Annotated in this window: 19 protein-coding genes; 8 read left to right on the top strand and 11 right to left on the bottom strand. The window is 70.8% G+C overall.

The features are described from left to right. Positions 1–53: 53 nt before the first annotated feature. Together AB0F72_RS19095 and AB0F72_RS19090 are read right to left on the bottom strand one after the other, a co-directional pair. Positions 54–263 (bottom strand): hypothetical protein, encoded by a 210-nt coding sequence (locus AB0F72_RS19095; RefSeq protein ID WP_360432620.1) that lies wholly within the window; start codon positions 261–263, stop codon positions 54–56. 132 nt (positions 264–395) lie between these two features. Next, positions 396–737: an STAS domain-containing protein gene (locus AB0F72_RS19090; protein ID WP_360432617.1), complete on the bottom strand. Its 342-nt coding sequence runs from the start codon at positions 735–737 to the stop codon at positions 396–398. A gap of 175 nt (positions 738–912) precedes the next feature. Here AB0F72_RS19090 and AB0F72_RS19085 point away from each other — a divergent pair, with 175 nt between their 5' ends. The 4 genes from AB0F72_RS19085 (at position 913) to AB0F72_RS19070 (ending at position 8,116) form a co-directional block, all read left to right on the top strand. Further along, on the top strand, positions 913–2,562 hold the full coding sequence (locus AB0F72_RS19085) for a methyl-accepting chemotaxis protein (protein ID WP_360432614.1): 1,650 nt from the start codon (positions 913–915) through the stop codon (positions 2,560–2,562). Positions 2,563–2,580: 18 nt separating this feature from the next. Further along, positions 2,581–3,531 carry a LacI family DNA-binding transcriptional regulator gene (locus tag AB0F72_RS19080; protein WP_360432611.1) on the top strand — a complete coding sequence of 317 codons (951 nt, stop codon included), beginning with the start codon at positions 2,581–2,583 and terminating at the stop codon, positions 3,529–3,531. Beyond that, positions 3,483–4,493 carry a pyridoxal-phosphate dependent enzyme gene (locus AB0F72_RS19075; protein ID WP_360432608.1) on the top strand — a complete coding sequence of 337 codons (1,011 nt, stop codon included), beginning with the start codon at positions 3,483–3,485 and terminating at the stop codon, positions 4,491–4,493. Before AB0F72_RS19080 ends, AB0F72_RS19075 begins: the two co-directional genes overlap by 49 nt. A 74-nt stretch (positions 4,494–4,567) precedes the next feature. Further along, positions 4,568–8,116, top strand: a complete 3,549-nt coding sequence (locus AB0F72_RS19070) for a trypsin-like peptidase domain-containing protein (RefSeq protein WP_360432604.1) — start codon at positions 4,568–4,570, stop codon at positions 8,114–8,116. Here AB0F72_RS19070 and AB0F72_RS19065 read toward each other — a convergent pair. The 3 genes from AB0F72_RS19065 to AB0F72_RS19055 are packed head-to-tail and all read right to left on the bottom strand — an operon-like array spanning position 8,049 to position 9,490. Further along, on the bottom strand, positions 8,049–8,591 hold the full coding sequence (locus AB0F72_RS19065; RefSeq protein WP_360432601.1) for a hypothetical protein: 543 nt from the start codon (positions 8,589–8,591) through the stop codon (positions 8,049–8,051). The genes AB0F72_RS19070 and AB0F72_RS19065 overlap by 68 nt on opposite strands. A gap of 8 nt (positions 8,592–8,599) precedes the next feature. Next, positions 8,600–9,142, bottom strand: coding sequence for a hypothetical protein (locus AB0F72_RS19060; protein ID WP_360432598.1), 543 nt, complete (start codon positions 9,140–9,142; stop codon positions 8,600–8,602). A gap of 12 nt (positions 9,143–9,154) precedes the next feature. Then, complete coding sequence (locus AB0F72_RS19055) at positions 9,155–9,490, bottom strand: hypothetical protein (RefSeq protein ID WP_360432595.1); 336 nt, start codon at positions 9,488–9,490, stop codon at positions 9,155–9,157. Positions 9,491–9,733: 243 nt separating this feature from the next. On the opposite strand from AB0F72_RS19055, the gene AB0F72_RS19050 reads away from it, so the two are divergent. From AB0F72_RS19050 to AB0F72_RS19035, 4 genes are all read left to right on the top strand, one after another. Then, entirely contained in the window at positions 9,734–10,312 is a 579-nt protein-coding gene (locus AB0F72_RS19050; protein ID WP_360432592.1) for a sigma-70 family RNA polymerase sigma factor, read from the top strand. After that, a complete protein-coding gene (locus AB0F72_RS19045) occupies positions 10,266–10,949 on the top strand; it encodes an anti-sigma factor (RefSeq protein ID WP_360432589.1) in 684 nt (227 codons plus the stop codon). Before AB0F72_RS19050 ends, AB0F72_RS19045 begins: the two co-directional genes overlap by 47 nt. Before the next feature lie 114 nt (positions 10,950–11,063). After that, on the top strand, positions 11,064–11,585 hold the full coding sequence (locus AB0F72_RS19040) for a SigE family RNA polymerase sigma factor (RefSeq protein ID WP_360432586.1): 522 nt from the start codon (positions 11,064–11,066) through the stop codon (positions 11,583–11,585). Next, positions 11,582–12,334 carry a hypothetical protein gene (locus AB0F72_RS19035; protein WP_360432583.1) on the top strand — a complete coding sequence of 251 codons (753 nt, stop codon included), beginning with the start codon at positions 11,582–11,584 and terminating at the stop codon, positions 12,332–12,334. The genes AB0F72_RS19040 and AB0F72_RS19035 overlap by 4 nt, the downstream gene beginning before the upstream one ends. Positions 12,335–13,078: 744 nt before the next feature. Here AB0F72_RS19035 and AB0F72_RS19030 read toward each other — a convergent pair. The 6 genes from AB0F72_RS19030 to AB0F72_RS19005 all read right to left on the bottom strand — a co-directional run bounded on the left by AB0F72_RS19030 (position 13,079) and on the right by AB0F72_RS19005 (position 19,377). Further along, the gene (locus AB0F72_RS19030; RefSeq protein ID WP_360432580.1) at positions 13,079–13,555 is read right to left on the bottom strand and encodes a hypothetical protein; all 477 of its coding nucleotides are present in this window, start codon (positions 13,553–13,555) and stop codon (positions 13,079–13,081) included. A gap of 252 nt (positions 13,556–13,807) precedes the next feature. Continuing rightward, on the bottom strand, positions 13,808–14,677 hold the full coding sequence (locus AB0F72_RS19025) for a DUF5996 family protein (RefSeq protein WP_360432577.1): 870 nt from the start codon (positions 14,675–14,677) through the stop codon (positions 13,808–13,810). A 348-nt stretch (positions 14,678–15,025) separates the two neighbouring features. Then, positions 15,026–15,841 carry an SAM-dependent methyltransferase gene (locus tag AB0F72_RS19020; RefSeq protein WP_360432574.1) on the bottom strand — a complete coding sequence of 272 codons (816 nt, stop codon included), beginning with the start codon at positions 15,839–15,841 and terminating at the stop codon, positions 15,026–15,028. A gap of 59 nt (positions 15,842–15,900) precedes the next feature. Beyond that, positions 15,901–17,622, bottom strand: coding sequence for a family 43 glycosylhydrolase (locus AB0F72_RS19015; RefSeq protein WP_360432571.1), 1,722 nt, complete (start codon positions 17,620–17,622; stop codon positions 15,901–15,903). Positions 17,623–17,624: 2 nt separating this feature from the next. After that, a complete protein-coding gene (locus AB0F72_RS19010) occupies positions 17,625–18,452 on the bottom strand; it encodes a carbohydrate ABC transporter permease (protein ID WP_360432568.1) in 828 nt (275 codons plus the stop codon). A gap of 4 nt (positions 18,453–18,456) precedes the next feature. Further along, on the bottom strand, positions 18,457–19,377 hold the full coding sequence (locus AB0F72_RS19005) for a sugar ABC transporter permease (protein WP_360432565.1): 921 nt from the start codon (positions 19,375–19,377) through the stop codon (positions 18,457–18,459).

Below are 19,377 nucleotides of genomic sequence, written 5' to 3'. Positions count from 1 at the left end.
CCGGGCACCCGGCCGGCGTGTCGTCAGTCGGGTCGGTATCAGTCGGGCCGGTATCAGTCGGGCCGGTAGACGCCGGTGTCGCCGGACACCGCGTCCACGTCGTAGCCGTTGCGGCCGGGCGAACCGCTCTCCTCGGTGCTCTCCGGTTCGTCGTCACCGGCGCCCACTGATGCGCCCGGCTCGCGCAGGGACGCCTGGTACGCCGGTGTGCCGTCCGGCTCGTCGGTCGGGTGCCGGTCGGCACGCTGCTGGTCATCGGTCATCGATCGCGACTTCCCCGGCGTCGTGCCGATAAACGACGGCCGGGGAAAGTACTGATAAACGACGGCCGGGGAAAGTACTGATAAACGACGGCCGGGGAAAAGCCGATGAACGACGGCCGGGGGGAAAGACCGTCAGGGCGTGGTGGCGGCCGGCTCGCAGGTGACAGCGAGTCTCTGGTGGACACCGCTGATCCGCAGCACCTGATAGACCAGGCCGATCGCATTGACCACCCGGAACGCGCACCCCGCCCCGATGGCGGCGTCACGGCCGTACAGCAGGGCGCGAACGCCGGCCGCGGACAGGAACGTGACCCGCCGCAGGTCCACGACGAGCTCCCACACGTCGCTCTGCGTGGCGGCGTTGGCGATCAGGCCGGCCATGCCCTCACCGGTGTCCTCATCGAGCTCACCCGAGATCAGCAGGCGCGACACGCCCCCGCCGTCGTCCCGCTTGATCACGGCGAATGGTGTCACGTCGATCTCCGTCCAGCGATTCGTTGCTGCACCGCAAGTGAATCGAGAGTTACCACTGCGGACAGGAACAAACGTCGATCTCGCAGCCCGGGGCCGGTCAGCGCAAGTAGTCCCCGGCGGGACACCGGGCGCCGGAATCGCTCAGTTTGCGCCGCCATGCGCCGATCATGGTGGTGTGAAGAGCGGGCGAAGCCCGAAGGTGGAAGTCACCGCGCCGCGTAATCCCCTGACCGGGGCGCTGGCCGACTTCCGCGTGGGCACGAAGATCTATGCGGCGGTCCTCTGCTGCGCGCTTGTCGCGGCCATCGTCGGCGTGCTGGGCATCGTCCGGCTCGCCAGCCTCAACGACAACATCAAGGCGATGAAGGCCGAGCACGTCGACAGCAGTCTCGCGCTGAGCACGCTGCGCGGAGCCGTCGGCGACGGCTTCTCGGTGCTCTTCACCTACTCGGTGGTGACCGGCACGGACGCGAAGGCCGACCAGCGGGAGAAGGTGAACGACACCGACGCGGCGACCACCGACGCGATCACGAAGTACCAGGCTCTCGCGGTCGGCTCGCCGACCCGGGAGGCCGCCGCGGCCGAGGTGGCGGACACGTTCACCTACTTCCAGCAGCTGCGTAACTACGCGCTGTTCCGGGAGACGCCGGCCGCGGACTTCGACCCGCCCGCCACCGACCAGATCGGTACCGTCTGGAACCAGGTGCAGGCCGACCTCAAGGCCTCCGTCGTGGAACTGCAGGAGACCGAGGACGCCGAGTCGGCGGCCATGGCCGCGGAAGCCGAGTCCAGCTACAACTCCGCCCGTACCCAAATGATCATCTTTTTGGTCGTCGGGCTGGTGCTCGCGCTCGCGCTGGCCACGTTCATCTCCCGGCTGATCGCCAAGCAGCTCGGCAGCGTCTCCCGCTCGCTCGCCGCCGTCGCCGACGGCGATCTGACCGTCGGCGCCGAGGTGCACGCCCGCGACGAGCTCGGCGGCATGGCGGTCGCCGTCAACACCGCCCGCGAGGGCCTGCGGTTCATGGTCGGGCAGCTCACCGCGAGTTCGCAGACCCTCGGCACCAGCACCGAGCGGCTCGGCCGGGTCGCCGGGCGGATCGGGCAGTCCGCGCAGGACGCCGCCGACCAGGCGAACATCGCCGCCACCGCCGCCGGCGACGTGTCGACGAACGTGCAGACCGTCGCCGCCGGCAGCGAGGAGATGGGCGTCTCGATCCGGGAGATCGCCTCCAACGCGTCCGAGGCCGCCCGCGTCGCCAGCGAGGCCGTCGGCGTGGCCGACAGCGCCAACGCGACGGTCTCCCAGCTCGGCACGTCCAGCGCCGAGATCGGCAACGTCATCAAGACGATCACCGCGATCGCCGAGCAGACCAACCTGCTGGCCCTCAACGCCACCATCGAAGCGGCGCGGGCCGGCGAGATGGGCAAGGGCTTCGCCGTGGTCGCCAGCGAGGTCAAGGATCTCGCCCAGGAGACCGCGCGGGCCACCGAGGACATCGCCCGCCGCGTCGAGGCGATCCAGGCGGACAGCTCCAACGCGGTCGCCGCGATCGGCGAGATCTCGTCGATCATCGCGCGGATCAGCGACTACCAGACGACCATCGCGTCCGCGGTGGAGGAACAGACCGCCACGACCGGCGAGATGGCCCGCAGTGTCGGCGACGCGGCGCAGGGCACGTCGGCGATCGCCGGGAACATCGACGGGGTGGCCACCGCGACCCAGACGACCACGGCCGCCCTGGACGAGGCGAACGCGACGGCGACCGAGCTGGCCGGGATCGCGGCGGAACTGCAGACGGTGGTGTCCCGCTTCCGCGTCTGAGGAACGTTAGGGTGGGTCGTGGAGAATCGACGGCCCACCCTCGCGGACGTCGCGCGCGCCGCCGGGGTGTCCCGGGCGACCGCGTCCCGGGCGATCAACGGGATGTACGGCACCTCGGAGACCATGCGCGATCACGTCCGCGCGGTCGCGGCCCGGCTCGGGTTCGAGCCGCACCCGGTGGCGCGGGCCCTCGCGACCGGCCGGAGTCAGAGCCGCGCCGGCGGGCGGGAGCACATCGAGGTCCTGATCGCCGACCCGGACCCGGACGCGCTGAGCGCCAAGCCGTTCTACGGGCGGGTGCTGACCGGCGCGGCGCGGGCCGGCCTCCCGCTGGAGGTCCGCCGCATCCCGTCGCCGAGAGTGGACGACTCCGGCGACCCGCCGTTCGGGCGGCTGCTGATCAACATGCCGGGCCCGGTGGCGGCGGCGTACGCCCGGCAGACCCGGACCGTCTCGCTGGGCAGGTCCGCGCCAGGCGTCGTGTTCGTCGCGCCGGACAACGACAGCGGCGGCTACCAGGCCGCCGCTCACCTGGTCCTGACCGGACGCCAGCGGATCGGGGCGGTGTTCGGCCCGCCGACGCCGTGCGCCGACGAACGCAAAGCCGGATTCCTGCGGGTGGCCGCCTCCCCCGTGATCGCCGCGGACGGCGACTTCACCCGGGCCACCGCCTATGCGGCGGCCCAGCGGCTGCTGATCCGCGAGCCCCGGCTCGACGCGATCTTCGCGGCCTGCGACGTCACCGCGATGGGCGTGCTGCAGGCGCTGCGCGAGGCGGGCCGGCGGGTGCCGGACGACGTCGCGGTGATCGGTTTCGACGGCAGCGTGCTGGCCGAGGCCGCCGACCTGTCGTCGGTCTACATGCCGGTCGAGGAGGAGGCCGCGTCGGCGGTCCGGCACCTGCTCGACCCGTCGCTGCCGTGGCCGGAGCGGTTGCCGACCCGGCTGGTCGTGCGGAGTTCCGGCTGATGGCCGGCGTCGCCCTCGCGGACGTGCTGGACGCCGCGCGCCGCCTCGAGGGCGTCGCGCACCGGACGCCGGTGATCCGCTCCCGCACGCTCGACGCGCTGGCCGACGCCGAGGTCTTCCTCAAAGCCGAGAACCTGCAACGCGTCGGCGCCTTCAAGTTCCGCGGCGCCTACAACGCCATCTCCCGCCTGCCGGCCGCGCAGCTCGCCCGCGGCATCGTCACCTACTCCTCCGGCAACCATGCCCAGGCGGTCGCGCTCTCCGCCCGCGAGCTGGGCAGCCACGCGGTGATCGTGATGCCCTCGGACACCCCGAAGTCCAAGATGGACGCGGTCAGAGGCTATCGAGCCGAGATCATCGAGTACGACCGATACACCGGTGACCGGGAGTCGATCGGCCGGCAGCTTGCCGAGGAGCGCGGGCTCGCGCTGATCCCGCCCTACGATCATCCGCACGTCATCGCCGGGCAGGGCACCGCCGCGCTGGAGTTGCTGACCGAGGCCGACGACCTGGACGCCCTCGTGGTGCCGGTCGGCGGGGGCGGGCTGATCGCCGGCAGCGCGATCGCCGCCAAGGGTGTCCGGCCGGGGATCCGGGTGATCGGGGTGGAGCCGGAGGCCGGTGACGACACCCGGCGCTCCCTCGCCGCCGGGAAACGGGTCCGGATCGCGGTGCCGCGAACCATCGCCGACGGGCAGGCCGCGCCCATCCCCGGCGAGCTGACGTTCGCCGTCAACAAGCGGCTCGTCGACGAGATCGTGCTGGTCAGCGACGCGGAGCTGCGGGAGGCGCTGCGGTTCGCCGTCGACCGGCTCAAGCTGGTGCTGGAGCCGAGCGGGGCGTGCGGGGTCGCGGCGCTGCTGTGCGGGCGGGTGCGGCCGGCGCCACCCCGGATCGGCGTGATCCTCTCCGGCGGCAACGTGGGCGCGGCCCGGCTCGCGGAGCTGATCGCCGGCCGGTGAGTTCGGGGAAACCCGGCGGATCGTCGATACGATGAGGACGGACGGTCAACGCGGGTGACGTCAGGAGGGGGCTCATGTCCTATCCGGCGACCACGGCCCTCAACCGGGTGAGTCAGGCGACCGTGCACATCACCTCGGGCCGGCAGACCGGAACCGGCTTCTTCATCGACCGGAACATCATCCTGACCTGCGCGCACGTGGTCGCGGGCGGCAAACGGCGCCGGCGCGACGCCACGCGCCGGATCGAGGTCGGCATCCGGGTCGGGGACCAGGACGTCTCCGGGGTGGTGCTGGACCGCTATCCGGCGGACAACGCCACCGACGGCGCCTACCCGTTCCCCGATCTGGCGTTCATCGGCCTGGACGCCAACGTCGACCACCCGATCGCCGAAACCCGGTCACTGCTGCTCAAGCACAAACAGAACCAGGACGCCGAGCTCATCGCGTACGGCTTCAATCACAGCGGGCCGGTCGGCAGCGCCGCCGTGGACGTCGTCCGGATGGCGGTCCAGGGTCCGAGCGGGCCCTTCGTGAAGGTCGGCGTCGAGACGGGTGTCGTGGCCGGCATGAGCGGGGCGCCGGTGGTGGACCGGTCCACCGGCCTGGTCTGCGCGATGCTCAAGTTCTACGACTTCGAGCAGGAGGCCGCCTGGCTCATCGACGCGCTCGACTTCGAGAAGCGCCTGGACCACATCCGCGGCGTCATCGGGCGGTTCACGCCGCGCAAGCCGATGCTCTACCTCCCGGAGCCGGGCAGCCCGCTGCATCGGATGCTTGCCGCTCAGCGCCGGGTCGCCGAGGAATTGCCGTACCAGGTCGTCGAGGGCGAGGTGCCGCTCTCCACCGTGTACGTCGAGCAGCGAGCCGAGGCCTGGCGTGCGGAGCGCAGCCGCGCCGTCGTCCAGGGCGCCGCGTCGCCGCTGGAGCCGTCCGTCATCCCGGCCACCGAGATGCTCAACCGGCATCGCAACGCGCTCGTGGTCAGCGGCCCGGGCGGCGGCAAGTCGACGTTGCTCCAGCATCTGGTGGCCGAATCGGCGGCCTGGTGGTTGCAGCCGGACCAGCCGGGCGAGGGCGCGGAACCGCCGATCGGTCCCGTGGTGGCGGTCCGCTGCTCGGCCACCCGCCTGCTCACCGGCGTGGGCTGGTTCGACGCGGTGGCCCAGGCGGTCAACGCGGACCTGCACGGCTTCCTGGCGTCGTCGGTCACCGGGGCGCTGTTCGAGAAGCCCCCCGTTCCGGGCGTCGACTGGCTGATCCTGATCGACGGCCTCGACGAGGTCTTCAACCCGAGGAAGCGGGCCGGCCTGATCAAGATTCTCGCCGAGCACATCGCCGCCTACGGCACGCAGGCCCGTTTCGTGGTGTCCAGCCGGGTGCTGAGCGCGAAGGAATTCCTCAACCTGCGGTCACTGGCCGCCGGCATGGATCGGGCCCACCGGCTCGGCGAGTACAACCTCAGGCCGTTCAACCGCCCGGCCGTGGAGCAGTTCGCGCACCGCTGGTACCAGCTCCGTGACCCGGACGTCGCGGAAGAACGCCGGGACAGCTTCCTGCGGCAGGTCGACTCCCACCGCATGATGCCGATCGTGCGGATCCCGCTGCTCTGCACGATCGCTGCCGACGTGCATCAGCACTACCCCGACGAGGAGCTGCCCAAGGGGCGTACCGGTCTCTACCGGCGTTTCGTCGACACCCTGCTCAAGGGACGGCAGACCTTCCCGGACGTACGGACCAAGGTGCGCCAGCAGCTGAGCGAGCTCGGCGCCGAGGCGGAGGCCTTCGGCGAGACCCTGTTCTCGCTCCGGCGGCAGTGCGTCACGCATCTCGCCGCCGAACGGCTCAAGTACGACCGGCATCCCAGCATCCCGGCGGTGCGGTCGTGGCTCGCCGGACGGAACATCCCGATCCCCGAGGACGTCACCGACCAGCACATCACCGATGCCATCGTCAGCACCGGCCTGATCGTGCACCGCGCCGACGGGCTGGAGTTCACGCACCAGAGCATCGCCGAGTACCTGCTGGGGCTGGAACAGGCGAGGGATCTCGACGGGGAGTGGTGGCTGGAGCAGGTCAGCGCGCACGGCGCGTCGAGCACCGCGCTGTTCGCGCTGGGCGCCTACGCCGACGCCGGGCACGACCCGGTGCCGGTGGTCCGCGCCCTGGCACAGCCGGGCCCGGACCGGCAGTACCCGCAACTGGCGGAGCTCGCCGCCGTGGTCGCGGACGGGTCGGCCGAGGCGCCGGGCGGCCGGGCGCTGGCCGATCTCACCATGGAGGCGGTGGAGCAGGCCGCGGTGGCGCCGCCGCGGACGCTGCGGGCGATCGGTCAGGCCGCGCGGGCGGTGCTGCACCGGTCACCCGACGCCACCCGGCTGGTCGAGCTGATCAACAATCCGGAGACGCCGGAGCCGAAGCGCATCGAGATCGCCACGGTGCTGCTCGCCGACGGGGACATCGCGACTCGCCGGCACGGGCAGCGGGTGCTGTCGCAGCTCGCGTACGGTGGGCGGCGCTCGGCGGAGGAGCGGCTGCCGGCCCTGCGTGCCCTGGCCGACGCCGGTGACGACCGCGACCGGCGCAGCGCCCTGCAACACATCGCCGCCATCGCCCGCAGCGGGTCAGCGCCGCACGTCCGGGTCGCCACCCTGGCCACCCTCGTGGACCTGGACGAGCCCGGGGACGCGCTGCGCGCGATGGCCGGCCGGCTTGTCGATCCGCGCCTGTCGGGCAGCCGGCTCCTGACGATGAGCAGCGAGGTTCACGCCCTCCAGGATCTGACCGCCCAGTGGCTGAACACCAATGCGGGCCAGCCGAACTCGGAGCCGGTCCGCAGCCGGCGCCCGGCGATCGCCCGGGTCTGGTCCGCACGGCGGGCGCTCACGCGAGAGGAGCGACGGGAGAAGGACGAGGCGATGATCACCCTCGGCGGCACCGCCGCCGAGCTGACCGGGCTGGTCCGGCCGGACCGGATCGAGGCGTCGATGTCCGCGGTCATGCACGACCGGTCGATCAGCTGGTACGTACGGCAGATCACCGCCCGCTCCCTGGACGAGGCCGGGCTCAGCCATGTGGGATCCGACCAGCTGCTCGACGACGCCGAGCGGCACCCCACCCTGCGCCTGATGGCGTGGTACGTGAAGCGGCGGGTGCACGATCCGGCGGGAGCGGACGCCCTGCTGCGGTCGCTCGTGCACCATCACCGGGCCGAACCGGCCGCCCGCTCCTGCGCCCTGGGCGTGCTGGCCACCCGGGGCGCCTCCGGCCGGGCGTTCCTGGTCGCCGTCGCGAGGGACCCGTCGGTGGAGCCGAGGTTCCGGGTCGAGGCCGCCGCGGCTCTGGGCCGCCGGCCCGATCAGCGCGAGCCGGCGATGGCGATCCTCCGGGAGCTGGCCCGGGACGATGCGGTCGGCGCTCGCGGGCGGCGGGCGGCCACGGCGGCACGGGCCGGCCTGGTCCTGGCGCCGATCACCCATCACCTCACCCACGGGGCGCTGCTGACCCACACGATCGGGGATTACGTCTGGGACCCGCTGTACCACCTGTGGAGCAGGTTCATGACGACGATCGGCCGAGAACCCGATTCGTTCCGGCTTCCCAAAGGTCGTCGCCGACCATGGTGACCGCGCTCAACGGGCGGGTGCACCACAGCGACGCGGGATCCCGGTCGCAGGTGACCTCGTGCGCCGCCCAGAGGACACTGGCGAGCAGCGCCCAGATCAGCAGCCGGGGGGTGTGCCGCAGCGCGGCGGGTCCGGCGGCGCGCGGGCCGACTCTGCGCCACGTCCCGCGCCCGGCGGAGGCGGCCACATCGCCGAGCCCGAAGAGCAGACCGGGCGGCCGGATGCCGATCGGCCGGAACGGCAGTGCCAGGACCCCCTGCACGAGGATGAGCAGCCAGCACACGGCGACCACCAGTCCGGCGGCCACGGGGACGAGGACCCGGCCGATCAGCCACGGCAGGAACCGGCGGACGATCAACCGGAGCGTGCGGTAGAGGACCAGCAGCACCACCGCGAACCACGCATAGCGGCGCCAGTCCTCGGCGGTGCGGCTGATCACCCAGTCGATGAACCACGCGGCAGCGTCCTCAACCATCGCCGTCCTCAACCGTCGCCGCCCGCAATCGCCGGCGCGTCATCGCCGAGCGACACGACCGCCGCCCGGATCGTGAAGATCTCGATGCCGTCGGCGCGTACCCACTCCGGCAGGGCGCCGGACTTCAGCGCCGCGTTGAGCTCGGCCCCATCCGACCAGGACAATCCGTCCACCGCGGCGTCGATGGCGGCGCCCAGGTGGTGCGGGAGGACGGCCATCACGTCGACCAGGTGGGACTCGACCACGAACCGCGGATCCACGACCTGCCAGGAGAACGTGACGACCAGGCTCACCGGGGCGGCGCCGGACACGTTCGTCACGTCGTACGAGATCTGCCCGTCATGGATCGACACGTCCACGACGTACAACCGGCTCGGCCGGATCAGCCACAGCTCGCCGAGCGTGAAGCCGCCCGCCGGCGCGAAGAACCGGTCCCCCCGGCTCAGGTAGACGTGCATCGCGCCCGGCACGCGCGGCGGCCGGTGCCAGGAGAAGCGCGGCAGCTCCTCGATGTGCAGGATCGGGTTGTTCTCGTCACTCGGGAGCAGCACGGCCGACTCCGATCAGAACCGGCCCGCCAGATAGTCGGTGACCGACCGCGTGCCGCGGGCCACATCGCGCCCGGGGCGGCCCCCGGCCGGCGGTTTGGCGCCGGCCACCGCGGCCGAGAAGAGCAACGGGAACGCGGCGCCCGTCACCGCCACCTGCAGGGCCGACTGCTCCTGATCCCATCCGAACAGCACCGCGCCACCGCCCAGAGCGACCTGGATCAGCGACGCGACCAGCTCCCAGCCGCGGGGCGGTTTGCCCTTGCGGATCGCCGGGAGGGTCCGGATCACCTCGGCCAGGAGCGCCCCGACGATGCCGACCATCAGCGTGGGGAAGAATCCCTGGATCATCCGGCCTCCAGTCTCCGCGCTCCCGGTGGCAAGCAGCATACGGCCTGAGCGGGCCACCGGAGGACGTCCACAGAGGAATGCGTCGATACGGATACGCCGGCCCCGGCGGGTCGCGGGCATAATCGCTGTGCCCCCTCCCGTGCCGGCCGCCGCGATCACCCGTACCTCGGGGCCGAAGGTGCATCCGAGCGCCACCCGCCGAGCGAACACTCGGGGAGAACCTATGCGCGGGAAGGGAGGTCGATGAGCTCCGACGACGAGCTCGCCGAGCGGTTACGCGCCGGCGACGAGAAAGCCCTGCGGACGGTGTATGACCGGCACGGCGCGGCCGTGCTGTACCTGGCCCAGCGGCTGCTGGGCAACCGTGCGGACGCCGAGGACGTCACCCAGGTGACGTTCGTGGCGGCGTGGACGGGACGCGACACGTTCGACCCGCGGCGCGGCACGCTGCTCGGCTGGCTGCTGGGCATCGCGCGGCGCAAGGCCGTCGACCGGTTGCGCTCCGCGGAACGCCAGAACCGGGTGGCCGAGACGGTACGCGTCCAGCCGGCCCCACCGGGTGATCCGGAGTCGCCGGAGCGGATCGTGGACCGGCTGGTCGTCGCCGACGAGCTGGGCCGGCTCCCCGCCGAGCAGCGGCGCACCCTGGAGCTGGCATTCTTCGACGACCTGACCCATCCACAGATAGCGGCCGTCACCGGGCTGCCGCTCGGCACGGTCAAGAGCCATATCCGGCGTGGAATGGCGAACCTGCGACGTCGATGGGAGGTGGACGGTGCAGCATCTGGATCCCGATCGGCTGGTCCTTCTCGCGCTCTCTGAGGAGGATGAGCTCGCCGACGAGTCGGCGCATCTGGCCCAGTGCCCCGGATGCCGGCACGACTTCGACGCGTTTCGTTCGGTCGCCGATCTCGGCGTGCAATCTCAGGAACTGCAGGATCTGCCGGCTCCGCCGGAGCGGATCTGGCGGGCGATCGAGGCGGAGCTCCCGCGCGGCACCGTGGTGCCGCTGCGCCGGAGGAAGTCGCGCCGGCTGCTGATCCCGGCGATCGCGGCGGCAGCGGCGGCGGTCCTCGCGGTCGCCGGCACGGTGGTGGTGAACCAGTTCACCGGGCGGCCCTCGGGGACCGTCACGGCACGGGCCACCCTCACGCCGCTGGAGAAGGTTCCGGCGGACGCGGGCGGCGCCGTCCTGGTCCGGTCCGACGGCGAGATGGAGATCGACGTCCGGAACCTGCCGCTCACCACCGGTTTCCACGAGGTGTGGCTGATCGACCCGGACGACGTGACGAAGATGGTCGCGCTCGGCAACCTGACCGGTGATCGGCAGGTGGTGCTGCCGGTGCCGCCGGGCACCGACCTGAACCGGTTCCGGCTGGTGGACGTCAGCGACGAGCCGCACGACGGCGACGCCACGCATTCCGGGCGGAGCCTGCTGCGCGGAACTCTCACCTATTAGTCCGGCCGCAGCGATGTACTCCGGTGGTGGCACCGATGCCACCACCGGGGTATCCGTGCAACCAAACCTGACGCTCACTCGTCTTGGTGCTCATGAAACATAGAGAGGCCTTCCATGGCCCGCGGTGACGACGATTTCATCGCGTTCGCCCAGGCCAGTTCCTCGCGGCTGCAACGTGCGGCGTACCTGCTCACCGGCGACCAGCACCAGGCCGAGGAGGCGGCTCAGGCCACCCTGGTCCGGGTGTACGCCGCCTGGGGCCGGGTCCGTCGCAAGGATCCCTACGCGTACGCCCGCACGGTGCTCACCAACCTGGTCACCGACCAGTGGCGCCGCCCGATGCGGGAGTACGCGACCGAGACCATGCCCGAGCGGCAGGCGCCCCAGGACGTGGCCGACGTCGTGTCGAAACGGCGCTGGCTGATCGCCGCGCTGCAGGCGTTGTCGCCGCGGGAACGGGCGGTCATCGTGCTGCGGCACTTCTTCGACGCCAGCGAGGCGGAGGTGGCCCGCGAGCTCGACCTGTCGGCGGGCACGGTGAAGAGCCTCAACTCGCGGGCCCTGGCGAAGCTGCGCATCACGGCCGGCCTCGTGCCGCCGCTAGGTACCGAGACGAAAGCAGAGGCAGGACTATGACGCAGCTGGACGATCTGAAGGACGCCATGCACTCGCCGCCCGACTTCCACCCCGCCCCCTTGGACATGCAGCACGTGATGGCAGCAGGGGGCCGGATGCGCCGCCGCCGCAGGCTCGCCGTCGGCGGAGCGTCCGCGCTGACAGTGGCGGCTCTAATGGTCGGCGGCAGCCAGCTGATCAATCCCGGCGGCCCGGTGAGCTCGATCCCGGTGGCCGCCGGCCCATCGACGGTGTCGTTGGCGCCGACCGCTGCGTCGGCGCCGGTGCCGTCAGCCGGCAACTCCTCGGCACCCGGCATTCTGGGTACGATCGTCGAGACCGGCAAAAAGGTGGGCGGCCGGCAGTGGGTCCTCTACGTCGAGACCATCGACCCGGACAATCTGGATGAAACCTTCACCCTGGTTCTCGGGCGTACCAGGACCGGCACCATCGACGACTTCACCGTCGACATCGCTAGCAGCGACCCGGGCGCCGGCCGGATGGCGCCGGGCTTCCACGCGGTGCAGGCCGGCCGTTCGCTCGACGGCCGTACCACCCCGACCTTCGGCTACTACGTCGGGGACGCCGCCCGGATCACCGCCCGCGACGGTGCCACCGGTAAGACCGTCGAGGCGAAGCGGACGGCCTGGAGCGGCCGCGGCGAAGCGGACAAGGCGCAGATCTTCTGGTTCGACTTCACCGAGGGACGGCCTCCGGCCACCTTGACCGACCTCACCGCGTACGACGACAAGGGCGCCCGGCTGAACTAGTCGCCGCGCCTCAGGGACAGTCGATCACACAAATGCCGTTCGGTCCGGCGTCACGGTGCCGCCGGACCGAACGGCATTGTCGATCAACATGAGTTCCGAAATCTCACTACCTGCGGAAATACTGACGGCATCGCGTATTGAAGTGTCGCGAGTTCGGCTGGCCGTGACCGCCCCGCTGGCCCTGAGGAGCGCGATCCGTCCCCGCTGTTGGCTCGCGGTTGCTGCCGGAGCGAGGCCGAGGGCACACGATCCGGTCGCGGAACGCGGACAGGAGCGCACCGAAGCCCGCACCAGCGTGGATGAGAACAAACCGAAGCCGTCCGTGTGCCTGCGTCTCGGCTATGGCGTAGACGCAGGCACACGATGGCGTTGTGTGCGACCCCATCCACGTCGACCCCTCGATCTTTGACGCTTCGCGGGCCCCGAACGGCGTTGTTGATCAGCCAGCGTCGGGACATCGCGGTGACAGCCCCATGATCACAGCGATTTCCGGCTGCTGGACGATCAACATCTCGTGAGCGCTCATCTGCCGCAGAGAACGCGCGGTCTTGATGCGTCGCCACCCCACCAGCTCGATCTTCGGCACTCACCGTAGCCGCGGCTGATGACGCAGCGGACTGGTCCGCGCGACGCCGGACTGCGGCTGGAGGTTGAACGGCAAGCTCATCGTGGTCCACGCAAGGCGGCGCTGCCGATGACAGTGCACGCGCTCAGGCCGTCGGTGATACGCCATAACCAGGCCCGTCACACCGGGTAGACGCGGTACTGCAGCTTTTCGTCGTACCGGAGACCGGTGACTGCCGTGATGATCGACCAGAGGAAGTCCTCGTCCGGGCCCCAGGACGGCAGGGCGATCTCGGCCTCGACCGGCAGTGGCGTTCCTTCGTCCTCGACGGCCACCCCATCGGCGTAGACGTAATGCCGGGTTCGTTCGCCATTCGTGAACAGCGTGAAGCCGTATGTGCTCGAAACGCTGCTGAAGAAGACCACCAAAGCGTCGGCCGGGTCGGTCGGCTCCCAGCCCATGACCACATCCATCATCGGGTTCCAGACCTGCACCCAGCCACCCGACTCGGCGGCATAGAGGGCGTCGGGCTTGAGGGCGCTGGTAGCCTGGTCGGCTCCGACCAGTTCGCCGCTGAAATCTGTGATGGCGAGGTCGTCCACAGCCTCGTCCGCCGTCACGTCCTGACGGAAAAGCACCGAGGTGTTCCAACCCATGATCAAACCTTTCCCTGTACGGCGGGGCCGCCGCCCATTGTCCAGGGCGGCACCGTCAGGACAACGCGGGAGGGTCCCTCATCTGCCGCAGACAACGCGGGAGGGCCCCTCATCTGCCGCAGACAACGCGCGCTGCGTCCCGTCGCCGCCCGCGCCCAGCGCGCTGGCCGACACGCACCGTAGTCGCCTTTGATGACGCACCGACCTCGCCCGCAGCGACGTCGCGGTGGAGCGGGAGGTTGACCGGCAAGCTCAGCGCGCGGTCCAGTCCCCCGCCGCGGCGAAAGCCGACCGCAGGAACGCGGCGAGGGTCTCGTCCGGGTCATCCGCTGCGGCCACCGCCTCGTACGGCAGGATGAACTCCCTCATCCCGCGGTCGTATCGCGCTACTCCCGGCAGCTCCCGCTCGGCGTAGCCCGGCGGCTCCGGATACGCGTACGCGTAGAACGCGCCCTCCTCTCCCCCACCCGGCCAGAAACCGCAGCTCGCCAATTCCCGCGAATACGCCTCGCGCATCACCGACGGCGGGCAGTTCGGCGCACCGCCGGGATGCGGCGGAGCGACCCGCCCGGAGAATCGGGTGTAGGCCAGATCCATCGAACCCCAGAAGAAATGCACCGGGCTGGCCTTGCCGTAGAAGTCCGACCGCACCCGGCTCATCACCCGATCGGCCTGCAACAATTGCCGCCAGAACAGCCGGGCCGCGTCCCCGTCGTAGGACTTGTGCACGTCGTCCTCGGCGAACGGAACAGCCGGATCCACCTCGTTCGGCACGGCATGAATGCTGGTCGGCACCCCGAGCGCGGCCAGCGCCTCGATCACCTCGGCATAGAAGTCCGCCACCGTCTTCGGCTCCAGCGCGATCCGCCGCGCGCCCCCGTCACTGGTCCGCGCGTGCAGCACCTGCTCGAGAAAATCGAATTCCAGCTCGAACACGCCACCCGCATGCGGAACCGCCGACGTGGTGAGTCCCCGCGCGCTCGGATACAGCGTCACATGCCACCAGTGATTGGCCGCCGGGGCATGCGCCATCCGCACCTTCCCCACGATCTGCGTCCACAGATGCAGCGTGTCCCGCGTCCCCGCCCAATCCGCCACCCGCAACCGCGGCCACTCAACCACAGGATCAACCCCTTTTCCCGGTACGCGTGATCACCGTCCCCGAAAAGCATTACCCGTCCCGGCTGCCACGCGGCCGTGTGCCCCGTCACCGCCGCAGCGCGGCCGTGTGCCCCGTCACCGCCGGCAGCAGTCGACATCACGATGAGTAACCGGATAAGCGCTGCGCTGGTGGCTCTGAGTCATTCTGAAGGGCCCAGGGCGTCCACGGCTTTCCGAACAGCGTCACGTTTCCAGCGTTGAGGACGCCCAGCGTGACGATCACGGTTGGCGGGCGCCGTGCCACCGACACGAGCACACGGTGACCCCGCCCGAAGTCAACACACGGCGATCACGGCCGGGACGACCGGCTCAGGGCTTGCGGCCCACCGCTGTCCACACGTTGATGTCAGAGCGCTCCGGAATCTCCGCTCCCGGCTCGGGCCGCCACTCGCTGGCCGGCACCACGCCCGGCGACACCAGCTCGAGGCCCTCGAAGAGCCCGGCGAACTCGGCCTTCGGGCGGGTCCACACGTCCGAGCGGCCCTGGGCGATCAGCTGCTGGTACAGCGCCTGCTGCTCCGGCGTGCCGAAGTCCGAGGTGGCGTGGGTGGCGACCAGGTAACTGCCGGACGGCAGCGCGTCGAGCAGCCGCCGCACGATCGGGGTGGCCGCGCCGTCGCCGTGGATGAAGTGCAGGACGGCGACCAGCATGAGCCCGACCGGCTGGGTGAGGTCGAGCGTCTCGTGCAGCACCGGGTGGCGCAGGATCGCGTCCGGGTCGTTCAGGTCCGCCTCGATGTACGCGGTGCGGCCCTCGGGGCTGCTGTTGAGCAGCGCGCGGGCGTGCACCATCACCAGCGGGTCGTTGTCCACATAGACGACCCGGCTCGCCGGGGCGTGCCGCTGCGCGACCTCGTGGGTGTTGTCCGCGGTCGGCAGGCCGGTGCCGATGTCCAGGAACTGCCGGATGCCGGCTTCCGCGGTCAGGAACCGTGTCGCTCGCTGGAGCAGCGCACGATTGGCAAGCGCTCCCAGCCGTACCTTGGGGAAGTGTTTCTGCAGTTCGTCGCCGGAGGCCCGGTCGGCGGCGAAGTTGTCCTTGCCGCCGAGCCAGTAGTTGTACCGCCGCGCGGGGTGCGGCTGAGTGGGGTCGATGCCGGGGGCGGCTGCGCTCGTGTCGTCCACGCCGAGCACGATAGCGGCAGCCGCCCACCGATGATCAGCCCCCGGTGGTCAAGCCCCGTCTATCCGAGACGGTGGAACCGCAGATAGTCGAAGGCGGCGGTGACCGCCGGCTCCGCTCCCCCGTGCGCGACCAGGCCGATCCGCGGATCGGTGTCCGCCGGCAGCGTCCACACGCCACCCCACGTCCAGGTCCGCCCGTCCCGGCTGACACCGGCCCGGTACTCGTGCTCGCCGTTCGCCCTGTCGATCCGGTGCGCGAGCCGCAGCCACGTGGTGGTCCGGCCGGGAGTGCCGGCGATGGTGCCGCCGTACGAGGTCCGCCCGGCGAACGGCATCTCCTTGCCGAACTCTGCCTGCCGGGTGTTCCAGATGGCGACAGTGGAGAGCCGGGCGAAATGATCGTCGTCGAGGTAGGCGATCAGGCCGGCCTGCTGGAAGTTGCGGACGGTGTCCTCGCCCAGGTCCAGGCGCACCCGGGTCTCGGCGATCCAGTTGCCGGCCGGAGCGTCACGCAGCAGCACTCCGGCGTCGTCCGCGTCGCCGGTCAGGTCGGCGCCCTGCACCGGCCAGCGCAGCTGCCCGCCGGCGACGCTGACCGCCGGGTCGGGCCGGACGAAGTCCCAGGCCGGGCCGAGGCCGGCGCCGCCGAACTCGTCGGAGTAGGCCGGCAGCGGCCGGCCGGGGTGCGGCGCCGGGGCCGGCCGGACCGGTCCGGCGCGGCGGCCGGGGGCCGGCTGCGGCGTCTCCGACGCCCAGGCGCCCCCGTTCACGGTCGGCCAGCCGCCGATCCAGTCCAGGCGGTCCAGCAGCATCGGCCGCTCGTTGACGCCGAACGGCTCGTCCAGGTACGGGTCGGCGCGGTCGATGGCGTGGTAGACCAGCCAGTCCTGCCCGCGGCGGTCGGTGACCAGCCCGTTGTGGCCGGTGCCGACCCAGCGGTTGCCGTTCGGCGCGATCACCGGTGTGCCGCCGGCCCGGGACACGTTGAGCGACTGCCCGTCGCGGTCCACGAACGGGCCGAGCGGGCTGCGGGAGCGGCCGACCGACACCGAGTACCCGGTGGTCGGCCCGGCGCAGCAGTTCGCGGACGAGGCGAACAGGTAGTACCAGCCGGAGCGGCGTACCACGTAGGCGCCCTCGAACTTGTTGTCGATCGCCACCCGGGTGGGTTCGCCGGTGACGCGCAGGCCGTCAGCGGTGAGCCGGCTGACCCAGATGCCGCCGAAGTAGCTGCCGTAGTAGAGGTAGCGGGCGCCGTCCGGGGTGGTGACCTGTGCCGGGTCGAACGTCCACCACCAGCCGCCGTCCGGTGCGGCGCGCGGCGGCACGGCCGGTTCGGCGGCGAAGGTCCACGGGCCGGTCGGGGTGGGCGCGGTGGCGACGCCGATCGCCGAGGCGCCGTCGGGTTCGGTCTCGGTGACCGTCACGTACATGACCCAGCGGTCGCCGATCCGGCGGACGTCGGGCGCCCACAGGGCCGCTGTCGGCCGCGCGTACGCCGGCAGCTGGGCAGCCCCGAACGCGTCGCCGACGTAGGACCAGTTCACCAGGTCGGTGGATCGGGCCATCGGGATCCGGTGCGGGGTGCCCTCCCCTTCACGGAGTGGATCGCTCGTGCCGTACGCGTACCAATGATTGTCTTCTCCGGCGACGACCACCGGGTCGGCGAAGGTGTCCGCGAAGCTCGCCGAGACGGGGTTGGTGTAAACGCGTGCGTCAGCACGCGCGGCGGACGGGGTGAGCAGGATGCCCACCGCCAGCAGGACCACAGCGAAGCGCATGATCAGCCCTTCAGGCCGGAGCGGGAGACGCCTTCGATGATGTAGCGCTGCGCGAGGACGAAGAGCAGCAGCGCCGGGATGCTCGCGATGGCCGCGCCGGCCATCACCACCGGATAGTTGATCGTGTACGCGCCCTGCAGGATGCCGAGGCCCGGCGGCAGGGTGAAGCTGGTCGGGCTGAACAGCACGTAGATCGGCCAGATGAAGTCGTTCCAGTTGGTCAGGAAGCTGATCAGCCCGAGCGTGGCCAGCGCCGGCCTGGACAGCGGCAGGATCACCTTGGTGAAGACCTGCCAGGAGTTGGCGCCCTCGAGGACGGCGGCCTCCTCCAGCTCGCGCGGCAGGCTCTCGAAGAACTGGCGCAGGAAGAACACGCCGAAGGCGCTGGCGGCGCCGGGCACGATCAGCGCCCACAGGGTGTCCAGCCAGCCGAGCCGGTCGACGATCAGGAAATTCGGGATGATCAGCGTGAAGATCGGCACGAACAGGGTCGCCAGGATCATGCCGAAGAGCACGTTCTTGCCGCGGAACTGCATCCGGGCCAGGGGGTAGGCGGCCATCGACGCCACGATCAGCACCAGGACGGCCTGGCCGGTGGCGGCGAGCATGCTGTTGAGGAACCAGCGCAGCACCGGGGTCTGCGAGCCGGCTTCGAACAGGGTGTCGTACGCCTCGGTGGTGATCCGCTGCGGGAACAGCGTCGGCGGTACCTGCGTCGCCTCCCCCGGCGTCTTGATCGAGGTGAGCAGCATCCACACCAGCGGGGCGATGAAGATCAGGCTGAGGCCGAGCAGCATGGTGTACCAGGCGATACCTCGGACACGGCTCATGACGTCAATCCTTGGTCCGGAAGAGGCGGAAGATGATCATGCTGATCAGCAGCAGCGCGAGGGTGAGCAGATAGCTCATCGCCGCGGCGCTGCCCATCTTGAAGTCACGCAGGCCGGTCTGGGCGATGTACATGATCGCCGTGCGGGTCTCCACACCGGGCGCGCCCTGGGTGATCAGATAGGCCTGGCCGAACATGTTGGCCGAGTTGAGCACCGTGTTGATCACGACGAAGAGCAGGACCGGCCGCAGGCCGGGCAGCGTCACGTGGCGGAACTCGGCCCACTTGCCGCCGCCGTCGATGCGGGCCGCCTCGTACAGCTCGCGCGGGATGTCCTGCAGCCCGGCCAGGTAGATCACCGCGTTGAAGCCGAGCGTCCACCACACCGTCACGCCGACCAGGGAGATCCACGCCCAGGGCAGGTCGGTGGTCCACGGCGTGGTGGTGCCGAGCAGCGCGTTGACAGCGCCGAGGTTCGGGTCCAGCAGGAACCGCCACAGCACGCCGATGACCGCCACACCGAGCACGTAGGGCGCGAAGTAGACGGCCCGGAAGAACGTGCGGCCGGGGAACTTCCGGTTGATCAGCAGCGCGACCGCGAGCGGCGCCGCCAGCAGCAGCGGCACGCTGGCCACCGTGAAGATGCCGGTGGCCTGCATCGACTGCCAGAAGAAGTCGAAGACCGCGGACGCCGGGTCGAACAGCGCCTGGTAGTTGTCGAGCCCGACGAACGGCTTGCCGGGCAGCAGGTAGTCCCAGTCGTGCAGGCTGATCCACAACCCGTAGATCGCCGGCAGCAGCATGAAACCGGCGAAGAGCACGAAATACGGCAACAAGAAGAGGTACGGGGTGACGGAGGCGTTGCGCCGCATCCTCGGGCGTGCCGTCTCGTCCGGCGCCTGCGTGCGCTCCTGCACGATCGTCAT

It is taken from the genome of Actinoplanes sp. NPDC023936, assembly GCF_040639325.1.
In the GTDB taxonomy this organism is placed as follows: Bacteria; Actinomycetota; Actinomycetes; order Mycobacteriales; family Micromonosporaceae; genus Actinoplanes.
This window is presented reverse-complemented; position numbering and strand designations above follow the sequence as displayed.

Bases quoted from the DNA above. Each gene is read 5' to 3' on its own strand.
- AB0F72_RS19010 (WP_360432568.1), bottom strand. From the start codon at position 18,452: ATGAGCCGTGTCCGAGGTATCGCCTGGTACACCATGCTGCTCGGCCTC.
- AB0F72_RS19095 (WP_360432620.1), bottom strand. From the start codon at position 263: ATGACCGATGACCAGCAGCGTGCCGACCGGCACCCGACCGACGAGCCG.
- AB0F72_RS19040 (WP_360432586.1), top strand. From the start codon at position 11,064: ATGGCCCGCGGTGACGACGATTTCATCGCGTTCGCCCAGGCCAGTTCC.
- AB0F72_RS19005 (WP_360432565.1), bottom strand. From the start codon at position 19,377: ATGACGATCGTGCAGGAGCGCACGCAGGCGCCGGACGAGACGGCACGC.
- AB0F72_RS19050 (WP_360432592.1), top strand. From the start codon at position 9,734: ATGAGCTCCGACGACGAGCTCGCCGAGCGGTTACGCGCCGGCGACGAG.
- AB0F72_RS19030 (WP_360432580.1), bottom strand. From the start codon at position 13,555: ATGGGTTGGAACACCTCGGTGCTTTTCCGTCAGGACGTGACGGCGGAC.
- AB0F72_RS19035 (WP_360432583.1), top strand. From the start codon at position 11,582: ATGACGCAGCTGGACGATCTGAAGGACGCCATGCACTCGCCGCCCGAC.
- AB0F72_RS19015 (WP_360432571.1), bottom strand. From the start codon at position 17,622: ATGCGCTTCGCTGTGGTCCTGCTGGCGGTGGGCATCCTGCTCACCCCG.
- AB0F72_RS19070 (WP_360432604.1), top strand. From the start codon at position 4,568: ATGTCCTATCCGGCGACCACGGCCCTCAACCGGGTGAGTCAGGCGACC.
- AB0F72_RS19065 (WP_360432601.1), bottom strand. From the start codon at position 8,591: ATGGTTGAGGACGCTGCCGCGTGGTTCATCGACTGGGTGATCAGCCGC.
- AB0F72_RS19055 (WP_360432595.1), bottom strand. From the start codon at position 9,490: ATGATCCAGGGATTCTTCCCCACGCTGATGGTCGGCATCGTCGGGGCG.